We start from the raw sequence: 13,104 nt of genomic DNA, 5'->3' as shown, positions 1-13,104 counted from the left end.
ATCGTTCATAAAAAAAGCTCGGTTTGAAAATTTCAAACCGAGCTTTTTACTTTATAAATAACATTAGAATTAGTTTCCTTCTTCTAATTTTTCTTCTTTTTTCTCCTCTTTAGAGGCTTTTTTGAATTCTTTAATACCACCACCTAAACCTTTCATAAGCTCTGGTATTTTCTTCCCACCAAATAACAATAAGATTGCAATAGCAATAATGATCCAAGATCCTCCGCTTGGCATCCCTAATAAAAATATATTTAAAGTATTCATTTTGTTACGTTTTATAGGACAAATATACAAAAACGATTTTATAGTACTAGAAAGAAATTATTAATCCTTTTTTTGAATAATACCCCCGATTACTTTTTTGTCTCGAATCAACTCTGGATTTCCTTTATAAAAGATAGAACCTCCAAAACTAACCGTTGCATTTAAGGTCTTTCCTGCTAAAATTTCGGCCTTTGCACCAGTTCCAGCTTTCACCATCGAGCTGTTTTCAACCTTTAATCCAAAACCATGATAAATGCCATACAAATCGACCCTCACATCTTGATTGCTTGCTGTGCCAGAAAGTTTAACAATTCCACCAGAAACAGCACTCACTATAATGTTTTTGGAATCAATAACTAAATTGATAAAAGCCCGCTCTTGTGCTTTTATTTCAACCTTTTCTTGTTTAAAATCTTTTCCTGTTATGGTAGCTCCTTCATTTGCGTCAATAACATCAATATTATTTTTGTAATAAATTTTGATTAAAACCTCCCCTTCTGCATAATTATTCGCTGGCTTTAATGAAAAAGGTAAGGATAATTTTAGAGTGTTATTTACGTTTTTAATTTTTACCATTTCAGACTTTTCTCCTGTAATCTCCAATCGATGTTCATTAGATTTTATTAACTCTACATCGATCCCATTATAGATTTTTAGAACGGAATAGTCTCCTAAATTTTTTGTAACAGTTGACTGTCCTTGAATTGAAAACACCAATAACAAGAACACTCCCATACAAATTGTTTTTTTCATAATTGATTTTTCTATTTCAAATTTTATACGAATATAAATGGTTTTTTACCTTTTTATTGTATCATCTATGTTAAATAAATTACTCTTCTATTAAATTAAAATCTAAATGTTTGCGTTCTAAATCGGTTTTTTTAACTTGAACTCTTACATCATCACCTAGTTGATAAATGTGTTTTGTTGATTGCCCAACAATAGCAAATTGTTTTTCATCAAAAATATAAAAATCACTTTTAATATCTCGAATACGAACCATCCCTTCACATTTGTTTGCAGAAATTTCTACATAAATTCCCCATTCTGTAACTCCCGTAATTACCCCATCAAAAACTTCTTCTTGACGATCTTGCATGTATTTAATCTGCATATATTTGATAGAAGATCTTTCCGCTTTTGAAGCGAGTTCCTCCCTTTTTGAAGAGTGTTTACATTTTTCTTCGTAGGAAAGAGCTTTCGGAGAGTCTCCACCATCTAAATAGTGTTGAAGTAATCGATGTGTCATTACATCAGGATATCGCCTAATAGGGGATGTAAAGTGGCTGTAGTAGTTAAAAGCCAACCCATAGTGCCCTATGTTTTGAGTAGTATAGACTGCTTTACTCATCGTGCGAATTGTTAAGGTTTCAATCATATTTGATTCCGCCTTTCCATTTACATCGCTTAATAATTGATTCAAAGATTCAGAAATTGTCTCTTTTGACTCGGTATTTATTTTATAGCCAAATTTACTGATGATATTTTGTAGGGCCGCTAATTTTTCAATATCTGGCTCGTCATGAACTCTATAAATAAAAGTTTTATTGGTTGCTTTTCCTTTTGAAAAACCGATAAACTCAGCAACTTTTCTATTGGCAAGTAACATAAATTCCTCAATTAATTTATTTGCATCTTTAGATGTTTTAAAGAACACCCCAACCGGATTTGCTTCTTCATCCAGATCAAATTTTACCTCTACTCTATCAAAAGAAATTGCCCCTTGTTGCATTCTTTTTTTACGGAGTATTTTAGCTAATTCATCTAATTTAAGCGTTGCTTCAACAATTTCTGGGGTTACTGGATATGCTTTATTTGTAATTGAAATTTCCTCAGGCATTGTATAAACTGTTCCCTGATCTGATAATGTACAGTTTTCAATAATTGATTGAGCTTCTTCGTAGGCAAAACGTTGGTCTGAATAAGTGACTGTTCTTCCGAACCATTCATTTACAATTTGTGCTTTGGAATTGATCTCAAAAACTGCTGAGAAAGTTAACTTTTCTTCGTTTGGTCTTAAAGAACACACTCCATTACTTAACATTTCTGGTAGCATTGGAACCACACGATCTACTAAATACACAGAAGTAGCTCTTTCATAAGCTTCATCGTCAAGTACTGTTTTTGGTTCTAAATAATGTGATACATCTGCAATATGAATTCCAATTTCGAAATTTTCATTTTCTAATTTTGTAAATGACAAAGCATCATCAAAATCTTTTGCATCTTTTGGATCTATGGTGAAAGTTAAATCTTTACGCATATCTCTACGCTTTCCTATTTCTTGTTTGGTAATTTCTATAGGTAAATTTTTAGCTTCCTCCGTTACTTCAGTTGGAAATTCATAGGGTAAATCATACTCTAATAAAATAGAGTGCATTTCTGTATTATGTTCTCCTGGTTTTCCTAAAACATTTATAATTTTTCCAAAAGGGTTTTTAGACTTTGCTGGCCAATCTGTAATGGAAGCTTGTACTTTATCTCCATCTTGAGCACCATTTATATTACTTTCTGATATAAAGATATCAGCGTACATTTTATTATTATCTGGAACAACAAAACCAAAATTTTTATTCTTTTGTAGCACACCCACAAATTCTGTTTTAGAGCGCTCTAAGATTTCAACAACATCCGCTTCATATTTTTTCCCGCTCCTCTTCTTATAAACAAAAGCTTTTACAGTATCATTGTGCAAGCCTTTTCCAAGATTGATGTTGGGTATAAAGATATCGTCATCGTAGTCATCTGTAATAAAATAACCATTTCCGTTTGCTGTAATATCCAAAGTCCCTATTGAGTACTTTCTATCAATATTAATTTGAAACTTACCACGATCTACTTCTTTTATTTTTTTTCTCCTGTTAATTCTGCTAATTTTTTTAAAATTTGAGTTTTTCCATCTGTATCGGAAATATTTAATTTGTTAGAAATTTGTTTGTAATTATATGTTTTACTGGAATCTTCATTTAATATCTTAAATATATTTTTAGTGAGGTCTTTTACAACATTCCCTTTCTTCTTATATATTTTGTGTTTCTTTTTCGTCATCTATTCTTACTTCTTTTTTATATGTTTCAAAAATACAACTTATTCATTTGTATTATATTTATAAATTGTTATGAATCAATATTGTATTTTGCTAAACTATTAATTCATATTTTACTATGTCTCCTATTGATTTAATTGATGCTAACTCATGGTTTATAATTGCAAACCCTACCTCTGGAAATCGGAAATTTTCTGTTCTTTGGAAAGAAATTCAGCAAATACTAAACGAAAATAAATTAGCATATTCTTTCGCTTTTACACAATTTTCTAAACACGAAATAGAATTGGTGCAAAAAGCAATTCAGCAAGGTTTTAGAAATTTTATATCCGTAGGTGGAGATGGAACACTACATCAAGTAGTTAACGGAATAATGTTGCAAAGATATGTAAAAACTTCCGATATAACTATTGGAGTGATTCCATTAGGAACTGGTAATGATTGGATTAAAACCTATAATATTCCTGAAGATATTAAAAAATCTATAGATATCATCACTCAAAAAAATACAATTTTACAAGATATCGGTGTTTTAATGCAGAAAAACTCAATAATTTCATATTTTAACAATGTAGCGGGTTTAGGGTACGATGGATATATTGTCCAAAAACTCAATTCTTTAAAAAAATTTGGATCCATCGCATATTTACTTGCTGGATTGTATGGATTATTGTTTTATAAGAAAGGAAATTTCAAAATTGAATTCGATCATAAAAAAATTAAAACGAGAAGCTTAATGACAATTTTTGGTATTTGTAGGTTCTCTGGAGGTGGTATGCAGTTTACTAAAGAAGTGGATAGTAGTGATGGTTTTTTAGATATTACTATTGCTAAAAATCTGACTTTATTTGATCTGTTGTTCAATATTCAAAAATTGTATAATGGAAAAATTGTGCATCATCCAAAAATTGAAACTTATCGTTCAAAAAAAATAACTGTTGTTCCTCAAAATCCAAAGACCATTATTCAAGCTGATGGAGAATTGATAGGAAAAGGAACAATATCTGTTTCAATTATTGAAAAAGCCATTCACTTTGTCATAATTTAAAATTTTGAATCAATTTATTATTTTAGACTTATCAACATTCTATAGTATATTCATTTTTCTTTTATAAATTTTTAAAAAAACATGTTGTTTATAATAGTCTGTGAATAGTAACAATAAAAAATTGATAATTTATTTTTTTATATCAGTTATTAAAAAGTATTCACATTTAATTTATTTATAAGAACCTCTGAATCAAACTCAAAATTGACTTGTTAACAAAACGTAATAATTGTAATTCACTACAAATTATTAATATTTTAAAATGAAAACAATGTAAATAAATCTTCTTATTTATGTTGATAAACTTTTATCAAAATCTAATAATAATACTTGTGTATGTGCTTAGTGGTCTTGTATTGAAATATTTTTTAAATCTCACAAAAAAAGTTTTAAGAAATTACTGATACTTCTTAACATTTACAAAAAAAGGATAAAACTCTAAAAAAGAAACTGTTACTAAATATAGTAAAAAATAGACTGTTCATAACCTTAGAAAACCATCCGTTTCTGTATTTTTGTTGTACTTAACCTTAGAAAACATTTTTATGAAGACAATCGCAATTGGTAATGATCATGCTGGAACAGAGTATAAGTTCGAGATTATTAATTATTTAGAAGAAAAAGGATACCAAGTTCTTAATTTTGGAACTGACACCAATGATTCTATGGATTATCCAGATGCTATTCATCCTACTGCAGATGCTGTAGAGTCCGGGAAAGCAAATTTTGGTATCATTCTTTGTGGAAGTGGAAATGGAGCACAGATGACAGCTAATAAACATCAAGGAATACGAGCTGCTTTATGTTGGAATAATGAATTAGTTGCTTTAACAAGACAACACAATGATTCAAATATTCTAACGATTCCTGCTCGTTTTGTTTCTTTACAACAAGCATTAGGTTTTGTAGATATTTTTTTAAATACTGACTTTGAAGGTGGGCGACATGGACAACGGGTGCAGAAAATTTCTTGTGCGGGTTAGTTTTTAATTTTATTTTAAATAGTATTCTACTTTTGAAAGTATGCATTTTATCACTAAAAAATTTACAGAATTAACTACTACAGAATTGTATGAAATACTTCAAATACGATCTAAAGTTTTTGTTGTAGAGCAAGACTGTGTTTATCAAGATTTAGACGGGAAAGATCAGAAGTCATTACATGTTATTGGTTTTAAAGAAGACAAAATTGTAGCATATTCAAGAATTTTTAAACCGGGAGACTATTTTCAAAACGCGAGTATTGGAAGAGTTGTAGTTAGTATTTCAGAAAGAAAATTTGGTTTTGGACACGATTTAATGAAAGCTTCTATAAAAGCGATTGAAGATCAGTATCAAGTAATTGATATTACAATTTCTGCTCAAGTATATCTACAAAAATTTTATGAGTCTCATGGTTTTTTCAAAATTGGAGAATCATATTTAGAAGATGGAATCCCTCATATTCGAATGGATAAAACAAATAAATAAGTATGAGTAAACTACTAAAATTTTTTATCATAGCAATCAGTATTGCTTCTGTTCTATTTTCAGTTTATGTGATAAACAGTGGTCAAAAATTATTTGATTCTTTAGGCGGAATTTTAATCGGTTTTTGTTTGCTTGCTGCGATTTATTTTGATGGTAAAAAAAGGAAAACAAATAATTAGAGTAAAGTATCAACTTTAATAACTTCAGCTACTTTTAAGTTGTTTAATTTTATAGTTCCTATGCGAATTCGAATTAAACGGAGTGTTGGAAAGCCAACCGCAGCAGTCATTTTTCGAACTTGTCTAAATTTTCCCTCTCGTATAATGATAGCCACCCAACTTGTAGGTCCGTGACGTTCGTCTCTAATTTTCTGACTTCGAAGTGGAAATTTAGGGTCTTCAATTAAAAAAGCTTTTCCTAGTTTTGTAATGTATTTTTTTCCATTAAAGCCGATTTCTACTCCTTTTTTTAGTTTTTCTACAGCTTCATCATCTATATTTCCATCTACTTGTACATAGTATTCTTTTTCAAATTGAGAACTTCTAATTTTCTCTGATATTTTTCCATCCGTAGTAAGAAGTAATAGGCCTTCAGAAGGGACATCCAAACGGCCAATAGCCATGGTGCCAGAAGGAAAATCATGCAACTCACCTAATAGTCTTTTCTTTCTTTTAGCAGGATTTACAAATTGAGAAATCATTCCCCAAGGCTTATGAATAATAAAATGTTGGTGAACTGGCTCTTTAGTTAAAGAAGAAGATTCTATTTTATGAAGAGTTTTATCTGGGTTTTTGGTAGTGAATTCAATAAAATCGGGCATCTTTTATTTTTAAACAAACAATAGTACAAAAATGAAGGTTAAATCTTGCGAAATTTAAAGTTGTTTTTGTAACTTGTCTCACTTTTTAAAAACAACATTTTAGCACGATTTATGGCAGAAGATAAAGAAAAAACAGCAAAATTAAAAGCATTACAGCTCACCTTAGATAAATTAGACAAGACCTACGGAAAAGGTTCAGTCATGAAACTAGGGGATGTGGTTACCGAAGAAATAGATGCAATTTCATCAGGCTCTTTAGGATTAGATTTAGCCTTAGGTGTTGGTGGATACCCAAGAGGAAGAGTAATTGAAATCTACGGACCCGAATCTTCAGGAAAAACAACATTAACGTTACACGCAATTGCAGAAGCTCAAAAAGCTGGAGGTATTGCTGCCTTTATTGATGCTGAACATGCATTTGATAAATTTTACGCACAAAATTTAGGAGTCGACATCGATAATTTAATTATATCTCAACCTGATCACGGTGAGCAAGCTTTAGAAATTGCTGAAAATTTAATCCGTTCTGGTGCAATTGATATCGTTGTAATAGATTCTGTTGCAGCATTAACACCAAAAGCAGAGATTGAAGGAGAAATGGGAGATTCAAAAATGGGTCTTCATGCACGCTTAATGTCTCAAGCATTGCGTAAACTGACTGGAACGATTTCTAAAACCAATTGTACTGTTATTTTTATCAACCAATTGCGAGAAAAAATTGGTGTGATGTTTGGAAATCCAGAGACTACTACTGGTGGAAATGCTTTAAAATTCTATGCTTCTGTACGTTTAGATATCAGAAGAAGAACACAAATAAAAGATGGAGATCGTGTTATTGGTAATAGTACAAAAGTAAAAGTTGTCAAAAATAAAGTAGCACCTCCTTTTCAAGTTGCAGAATTTGATATTATGTATGGAGAAGGAATTTCTAAAGTTGGTGAAATTTTAGATATTGGAGTTGAATTAGGAATTGTTAAGAAAAGCGGCTCTTGGTTTAGTTACGGTGACACAAAATTAGGACAAGGTAGAGATGCAGTAAAAGGACTAATTAAGGACAATATTGAACTAGCAGAAGAACTTGAAGGTAAAATAAAAGAAGCTATTGAAAATCAAGAATAAGTTTTAAGTTCTAACTATTTATCAAGGAAACTCTCAAAAAACCACAATCATTTTTTTGAGAGTTTTATTTTTTTTCCATGATCTCTATCACACAAGACCTTAGTTTACAGTCCATCACAGTAAACGACGTAACTCTACTTCAAACGTTGATGCAAAATATTTATCCAGCAGCATATCAGCATTTTTGGAAAGATGGCGGGGATTTTTATGTTGACAAACAATATTCTGAAGAGAATATTTTAAAAGAGCTTTCTCAAGAAAATTCACCCTATTATTTTATTGTCTATAAAGGAGAAATTATTGGAAACTTTCGTTTTGTTTGGGATGAAAACTTACTAGGCCTTTCTGAAGAAAAACAAGTAAAATTGCATCGAATCTATCTTCACCCAAAAGACCAAAACAAAGGTTTAGGAAAGCATTTGTTAACATGGTTGGAAGGGCTAGCTATAAAAAAGAACGTTACAGTTATTTGGTTAGACGCAATGGATTCTCAGAAACAAGCTTTTGAATTTTATAGAAAAAGAGGGTACAACTATTATGGGCACAAGGTTTTAGACTTCGAATTGATGCATGCCTCCTTTCGGAAAATGAGCCAAATTTATAAGCTATTGTACTAAACTCCAGTACTGCCAAAACCACCATTACCTCGTTCGGTTTCGCTTAAAACAGTCACTTCTTTCCAATCGATTCTTTCGTGTTTTGCAATAATTAATTGTGCAATCCGTTCTCCGTCGTTAATTGTAAAATCATCAGGAGATAGATTCACTAAAATCACTCCAATTTCACCCCGATAATCAGCATCTACAGTCCCTGGAGAATTGAGAACACTGATTCCCTTTTTAGCAGCAAGACCACTTCTAGGGCGAACCTGTGCTTCAAACCCAATAGGCAGGGCAATAAACAAACCTGTTTTTACGATCGCTCTTTCTAAAGGCTTTAAGGTTATTGGATCTTCAATATTGGCCCGCAAATCCATACCTGCAGCACCTTCTGTTTCATAATTAGGAGTCGCATGTTTCGATTTATTGATGATTTGTACGTTCATTTTTGAGAGTTAAGTTCTCCTACAAATATAATAAAACAAGGAACTATCTTATAAAACTTAATACTTTTCTTATTTTTGAAATCATAAATCAAACAATTCATGAATTCACATCCTAAGGTAGCTGTTTTTGGTGGCGGTAGTTGGGCAACAGCCATTGTAAAAATGTTGTGCGAAAATTTAGAAACTGTGGGTTGGTACATGAGAAGTGCTAGTACAATAGAACACATTATTGCAAACAAACACAATCCAAACTATTTAAGTTCTGCTGAGTTACATCCTGAGCAATTGGATTTTTCGAATGATATCAATACAACCATCAAACAATATGATGTGTTGATTTTTGCAATCCCGTCTGCATTTTTAACGACAGAATTAGAGAAACTGTCCACGTCTTTTAAAGGAAAAATTATTTTTTCAGCCATCAAAGGGATTGTTCCAGAAACAGGTTTAATTGTTGGAGAACATTTTTTTGAAACCTATCAGATTCCTTATCATGATATTGGTGTAATTACAGGACCTTGCCATGCAGAAGAGGTTGCAATGGAGCGTTTGTCTTATTTAACCATTGCATGTAATGATGAAGAGAAGGCAGAAATGCTAAGTAATTGTATTAGAAGTAGGTACATCAAAACAAAAATTTCTGATGATATCATTGGAACAGAATATGCCGCCATGTTAAAAAATATTTATGCAGTAGCTGCAGGAATTGCTCATGGTTTAGGATATGGAGATAATTTTCAATCGGTTTTGATGAGCAACGCAATTCGCGAGATGAAGCGCTATATTAAAAAGGTTCACAAAATGAAACGGAATATCAACAACTCTGCGTATTTAGGGGATTTGTTGGTAACTGGATACTCCACCTTTAGTAGAAATCGAATGTTTGGGAACATGATTGGTAAAGGATATACGGTGAAATCAGCTCAAATGGAGATGAGCATGATTGCTGAAGGCTATTATGCAACTAAAAGTGCATACAAAATAAAGGAAGAAAAAGGGACCTGCACCCCTATTATCGATGCCGTTTATAATGTTTTGTATGCAAATAAAGATCCTAAAAAAGAATTTGAAAAGTTGACAAATAAATTAGATTAATTGTTTAATTTTGAACAATTATATTATTTATTAAACTTTAAAATGAAAACTATACAAGAAGTTGTAGAAAGCACAGTTCGTAAAACCCCTTTTATTGAGGAGGCTTTGCATGAAAAGTTAATCAACGTGTCTTCTTTGGCACGAGTAATTTTACCTGAAGTATCCAGAACCTTAAAAAAAGACATAAAAGTGGGTGCGGTAATGATGGCAATTAACCGCTTATCTCCAGCGAGTGAGTTGCGAATTCGAAAGAATATTAAAAAAATTGCTGCGAATTTGGGGGACTTTATAGTTCGTTCAGATTTATGTGACTTTACATTTAAAAACACGCCTACCTTATTAAAAGAAATTGCAAAGATTTTAACCAAAACAGCAGATCAAAATGACGCTTTTTTGACCATTTCTCAAGGGATTTTTGAAACGAATATTGTCGCAAGTAAAAGTTTGCAAGCTTTTATTGAGCGTATTTTTGAAAATGAAACTTGTATCAATAGCGTGTTGGATTTAGCTTCCATCACCATTAAACTTCCACAAAATAATTTAGAGCAATCAGGGATTTATTATTTTATTTTAAAGCAACTTGCCTTAGGCAGATATTTCTTTACAAGAAGTTATTTCTACAACAAATGAAATGACAATTGTGGTAAAAGAAAAAGACATCAATGAAACCTTTGGGATTTTAATGAATATAAAAATGGTGTAAGCACCCATTTCAAAATGAACAAAAAAGACCCCTATGCAGCCTTAAGGTTTCGAGAATTTAATATTTTTTTATTAGTCCGTTTTGCACTCATCTTTGGTTGGTCAATGCAATTTATTGTAATTGAATGGAAGGTTTATGAACTTACCAGAGATCCCCTTTACCTTGGTTTGATTGGTTTGATGGAAATTATTCCCGCTTTATCAATGGCGCTTTTTGCAGGTCATATTGTAGATCAAAAAGAAAAAAGAGACCTATTAGCACTCTGTATTGCTTTATTTTCTTTGATTAGCTTTGGTCTTTTTTGGCTTACTTCAGAAAAGGTAAGTCAAGCATTGTCTACTCAGACTATTTTGTATTTAATTTATGCCTTGGTTTTTTTCGGGGGATTTTTACGATCTTTTTTTGGGCCGATTATTTTTTCTTTGGTTGCCTTGATTGTTCCCAAGAAAGTATATCCAAATGCCGCAACTTGGAATAGTTCTTTGTGGCAAATGGCACGCGTTTTGGGAGTTGCCTTTGCTGGTTTTTCTATCAATTGGATTGGTGTACATTGGTCGCTATGTATTATTTTTGGTTTGGTCTCTTTTTCGTTTTTTATTTTATTCAAAATTAAAAGGAAACCCGTTTTGAATCCTAAAATTGGAGAGCCTATTGTTCAAAGCTTAAAAGAAGGCGTTCATTTTGTCTTCAAAACAAAAGCGATTTTAGGAGCTTTAACTTTAGATATGTTTTCTGTTTTATTTGGCGGTGCTATTGCCCTTCTCGCTGTTTTTGCTGAAGATATTTTAAAAGTAGGACCACAAGGATTTGGTATTTTGGTTGCTGCACCTTCTGTTGGTGCTTTTTTAACAATGTTGGTTACAGCCTATATTCCTATTAGTAAAAACGCAGGAATGAAGTTGCTGGCAGCTATTTTTGGTTTTGGGATTTGTATTATAGTTTTCGGATTGTCATCAATTTTTTGGGTATCTGTTATAGCATTATTTTTTAGTGGGGTTACAGACGGTGTTTCTATGGTGATTAGGCAAACCATCCTACAATTAAAAACACCCGATCATATGCGTGGCAGAGTGTCTTCTGTAAATTCAATGTTTGTCGGCTCTTCTAATGAATTAGGAGCTTTTGAAAGCGGTCTTACCGCCAAACTTATGGGAACTGCAACAGCTGTTGTTTTCGGGGGCACCATGACCTTAATAACTGTACTTACTACTGGAATTGTAAATCCAACCTTGAGAAAGCTAGACCTCACCAAAGACCTAGAAGCACATGAAGAGGATTAATCTTTCAAGAGCAAACAAAGAAATTTAAGGAACGGATTTACTCAACGTAAATTTTGTAGAAGTTTCCCATTTATTCGGCTCATTTGAATTCATATAAGTTTCAATAAATTGATATAACTCTTCTGACTTTGCGGTTAATAAATATTTTTCATTTAAAACGCCAATTTTTTCGTGTTGAAGCTTTAGCGTATTTTCTTTAAGTAAAGATTTAATCTTATCTTCATCCAGCCAACGAATTTTTATATTTCCGTTTTTTTGAACATCATATTTCACTAAACTATGTGCATATACAATATGACTTTCCAATAAATTGTCAAGATCATTTTTATGCTCTAAAGGGAAGAAGTCTAAAAAGGTTTGATTATTAACAACGAAGGGTGTTGCTAAAAAAAGAGTTTCTGTATCATTATGAGTTCTTTTAATGTAATAGCTGTGAATGTAGTTTGTATATAATTTCAAGTCTTCTTTTTTCATTTTATCAAGGCTCTTTTTTGTAACACCATTAACAAAAGAGCTAATGTCCCATTTTCCATTATCATCATCATTCCAATATCCAAGAATACGACCATCAAAAGAGATGCTCTCTTTTATATAAAAAGGATGTAGTGCTTTTACCACACATGAGGCTAACACGAGTAAACAGGCTGTAAAAAGAATAAATTTATGTTTCACAACATAAATTTATAAAATATTTCGCAATTAACAGAAAAAATAGTGTTTTTTTATTATTTTCTTGATAAAGTACTTTTAGGAGAGCGGTGATTTTTAAGAAGCAAAAATCCCTCTTTTTTTGATTTCAGGAATCATTCGCAGCGAAGCTTCTTTGATGCTGTCTTTTTTGAAGAGAAACGTTTTGTCTTTCAATTGATTGTTTTCAAAGAAAGAAACTTGAAAGCGATTGTTTAGAGCAAACAATTCGGGCTGAATGAACTCTACTTTTGCAAAAGAGTTTGCGGGTAGGGTTTCCAATTTTTTTCGAAGTAAAGAAGTTGTTTTGGTTTCGGAAAAACCTTGAGATACAACCACAATCATTTCCAATTCAACAGAATTATTATTAATGATATAGATGTTCCAATCATCGGTTTTATACAATTCGTTGTATTCGAATACAGCAGCAATTTCTACACCCTTTACATCAGGGATTTGGAGGTCTTTCTTCAAATTAGTTTATGCTATTTTTAAAGTAGAAAGCGACAATACTTTCTAAGGTT

15 protein-coding genes and 1 pseudogene are annotated in these 13,104 nt (G+C 31.7%); 9 read left to right on the top strand and 7 right to left on the bottom strand.

Annotation, left to right across the window (positions count from 1 at the left end; translation table 11 throughout):
• Nucleotides 1–69: 69 nt before the first annotated feature.
• From tatA to rnr, 3 genes and pseudogenes are all read right to left on the bottom strand, one after another.
• Nucleotides 70–264, bottom strand: coding sequence for a twin-arginine translocase TatA/TatE family subunit (gene tatA / locus RRF69_RS05365; RefSeq protein ID WP_316940998.1), 195 nt, complete (start codon nt 262–264; stop codon nt 70–72).
• Between the two features lie 60 nt (nt 265–324).
• Entirely contained in the window at nt 325–1,017 is a 693-nt protein-coding gene (locus RRF69_RS05360; protein WP_316940997.1) for a head GIN domain-containing protein, read from the bottom strand.
• A gap of 79 nt (nt 1,018–1,096) precedes the next feature.
• Nucleotides 1,097–3,315, bottom strand: a pseudogene (gene rnr / locus RRF69_RS05355) (ribonuclease R).
• A 116-nt stretch (nt 3,316–3,431) separates the two neighbouring features.
• Here rnr and RRF69_RS05350 point away from each other — a divergent pair.
• The 4 genes from RRF69_RS05350 (at nt 3,432) to RRF69_RS05335 (ending at nt 6,010) form a co-directional block, all read left to right on the top strand.
• Nucleotides 3,432–4,361 carry a diacylglycerol kinase family lipid kinase gene (locus RRF69_RS05350; protein WP_316940996.1) on the top strand — a complete coding sequence of 310 codons (930 nt, stop codon included), beginning with the start codon at nt 3,432–3,434 and terminating at the stop codon, nt 4,359–4,361.
• 545 nt (nt 4,362–4,906) lie between these two features.
• Nucleotides 4,907–5,344 carry a ribose 5-phosphate isomerase B gene (gene rpiB / locus RRF69_RS05345; protein WP_316940994.1) on the top strand — a complete coding sequence of 146 codons (438 nt, stop codon included), beginning with the start codon at nt 4,907–4,909 and terminating at the stop codon, nt 5,342–5,344.
• Nucleotides 5,345–5,384: 40 nt separating this feature from the next.
• Entirely contained in the window at nt 5,385–5,831 is a 447-nt protein-coding gene (locus RRF69_RS05340) for a GNAT family N-acetyltransferase (RefSeq protein ID WP_316940993.1), read from the top strand.
• 2 nt (nt 5,832–5,833) lie between these two features.
• Complete coding sequence (locus tag RRF69_RS05335) at nt 5,834–6,010, top strand: hypothetical protein (RefSeq protein WP_316940992.1); 177 nt, start codon at nt 5,834–5,836, stop codon at nt 6,008–6,010.
• On the opposite strand, the gene RRF69_RS05330 is transcribed toward RRF69_RS05335, so the two are convergent.
• Entirely contained in the window at nt 6,007–6,531 is a 525-nt protein-coding gene (locus RRF69_RS05330) for a pseudouridine synthase (RefSeq protein ID WP_316941109.1), read from the bottom strand. The two genes, RRF69_RS05335 and RRF69_RS05330, sit on opposite strands and share 4 nt — an antisense overlap.
• 231 nt (nt 6,532–6,762) lie before the next feature.
• Between RRF69_RS05330 and recA the strand changes: the two genes are divergently transcribed.
• Nucleotides 6,763–7,770 carry a recombinase RecA gene (gene recA, locus RRF69_RS05325; protein ID WP_316940991.1) on the top strand — a complete coding sequence of 336 codons (1,008 nt, stop codon included), beginning with the start codon at nt 6,763–6,765 and terminating at the stop codon, nt 7,768–7,770.
• Between the two features lie 77 nt (nt 7,771–7,847).
• Nucleotides 7,848–8,387 (top strand): GNAT family N-acetyltransferase, encoded by a 540-nt coding sequence (locus RRF69_RS05320; protein ID WP_316940989.1) that lies wholly within the window; start codon nt 7,848–7,850, stop codon nt 8,385–8,387.
• Here RRF69_RS05320 and dut read toward each other — a convergent pair.
• Entirely contained in the window at nt 8,384–8,815 is a 432-nt protein-coding gene (dut, locus tag RRF69_RS05315; RefSeq protein WP_316940987.1) for a dUTP diphosphatase, read from the bottom strand. The two genes, RRF69_RS05320 and dut, sit on opposite strands and share 4 nt — an antisense overlap.
• A gap of 99 nt (nt 8,816–8,914) precedes the next feature.
• Here dut and RRF69_RS05310 point away from each other — a divergent pair, with 99 nt between their 5' ends.
• The 3 genes from RRF69_RS05310 (at nt 8,915) to RRF69_RS05300 (ending at nt 11,893) form a co-directional block, all read left to right on the top strand.
• The gene (locus tag RRF69_RS05310; protein ID WP_316940986.1) at nt 8,915–9,910 is read left to right on the top strand and encodes an NAD(P)H-dependent glycerol-3-phosphate dehydrogenase; all 996 of its coding nucleotides are present in this window, start codon (nt 8,915–8,917) and stop codon (nt 9,908–9,910) included.
• A 42-nt stretch (nt 9,911–9,952) separates the two neighbouring features.
• On the top strand, nt 9,953–10,540 hold the full coding sequence (locus tag RRF69_RS05305; RefSeq protein WP_316940985.1) for a hypothetical protein: 588 nt from the start codon (nt 9,953–9,955) through the stop codon (nt 10,538–10,540).
• Nucleotides 10,541–10,627: 87 nt separating this feature from the next.
• Nucleotides 10,628–11,893: an MFS transporter gene (locus RRF69_RS05300; protein WP_316940983.1), complete on the top strand. Its 1,266-nt coding sequence runs from the start codon at nt 10,628–10,630 to the stop codon at nt 11,891–11,893.
• A gap of 24 nt (nt 11,894–11,917) precedes the next feature.
• Here RRF69_RS05300 and RRF69_RS05295 read toward each other — a convergent pair whose 3' ends face one another.
• Both RRF69_RS05295 and RRF69_RS05290 read right to left on the bottom strand, forming a co-directional pair.
• Complete coding sequence (locus RRF69_RS05295) at nt 11,918–12,565, bottom strand: hypothetical protein (RefSeq protein ID WP_316940981.1); 648 nt, start codon at nt 12,563–12,565, stop codon at nt 11,918–11,920.
• Nucleotides 12,566–12,658: 93 nt separating this feature from the next.
• Nucleotides 12,659–13,054, bottom strand: coding sequence for a hypothetical protein (locus RRF69_RS05290; RefSeq protein ID WP_316940979.1), 396 nt, complete (start codon nt 13,052–13,054; stop codon nt 12,659–12,661).
• Nucleotides 13,055–13,104: the final 50 nt, after the last annotated feature.

Origin of the sequence: Polaribacter sp. HL-MS24, from assembly GCF_032758595.1 — a bacterium.
Classification (GTDB): domain Bacteria; phylum Bacteroidota; class Bacteroidia; order Flavobacteriales; family Flavobacteriaceae; genus Polaribacter.
Note: the sequence above shows the minus strand (reverse complement) of the source record. Positions and strands in the feature narration are given on the sequence as shown.

Bases quoted from the DNA above. Each gene is read 5' to 3' on its own strand.
- RRF69_RS05360 (WP_316940997.1), bottom strand. From the start codon at position 1,017: ATGAAAAAAACAATTTGTATGGGAGTGTTCTTGTTATTGGTGTTTTCA.
- dut (WP_316940987.1), bottom strand. From the start codon at position 8,815: ATGAACGTACAAATCATCAATAAATCGAAACATGCGACTCCTAATTAT.
- RRF69_RS05300 (WP_316940983.1), top strand. From the start codon at position 10,628: ATGAACAAAAAAGACCCCTATGCAGCCTTAAGGTTTCGAGAATTTAAT.
- tatA (WP_316940998.1), bottom strand. From the start codon at position 264: ATGAATACTTTAAATATATTTTTATTAGGGATGCCAAGCGGAGGATCT.
- RRF69_RS05335 (WP_316940992.1), top strand. From the start codon at position 5,834: ATGAGTAAACTACTAAAATTTTTTATCATAGCAATCAGTATTGCTTCT.
- RRF69_RS05320 (WP_316940989.1), top strand. From the start codon at position 7,848: ATGATCTCTATCACACAAGACCTTAGTTTACAGTCCATCACAGTAAAC.
- RRF69_RS05330 (WP_316941109.1), bottom strand. From the start codon at position 6,531: ATGATTTCTCAATTTGTAAATCCTGCTAAAAGAAAGAAAAGACTATTA.
- RRF69_RS05340 (WP_316940993.1), top strand. From the start codon at position 5,385: ATGCATTTTATCACTAAAAAATTTACAGAATTAACTACTACAGAATTG.
- RRF69_RS05305 (WP_316940985.1), top strand. From the start codon at position 9,953: ATGAAAACTATACAAGAAGTTGTAGAAAGCACAGTTCGTAAAACCCCT.
- RRF69_RS05350 (WP_316940996.1), top strand. From the start codon at position 3,432: ATGTCTCCTATTGATTTAATTGATGCTAACTCATGGTTTATAATTGCA.
- rpiB (WP_316940994.1), top strand. From the start codon at position 4,907: ATGAAGACAATCGCAATTGGTAATGATCATGCTGGAACAGAGTATAAG.
- RRF69_RS05310 (WP_316940986.1), top strand. From the start codon at position 8,915: ATGAATTCACATCCTAAGGTAGCTGTTTTTGGTGGCGGTAGTTGGGCA.
- recA (WP_316940991.1), top strand. From the start codon at position 6,763: ATGGCAGAAGATAAAGAAAAAACAGCAAAATTAAAAGCATTACAGCTC.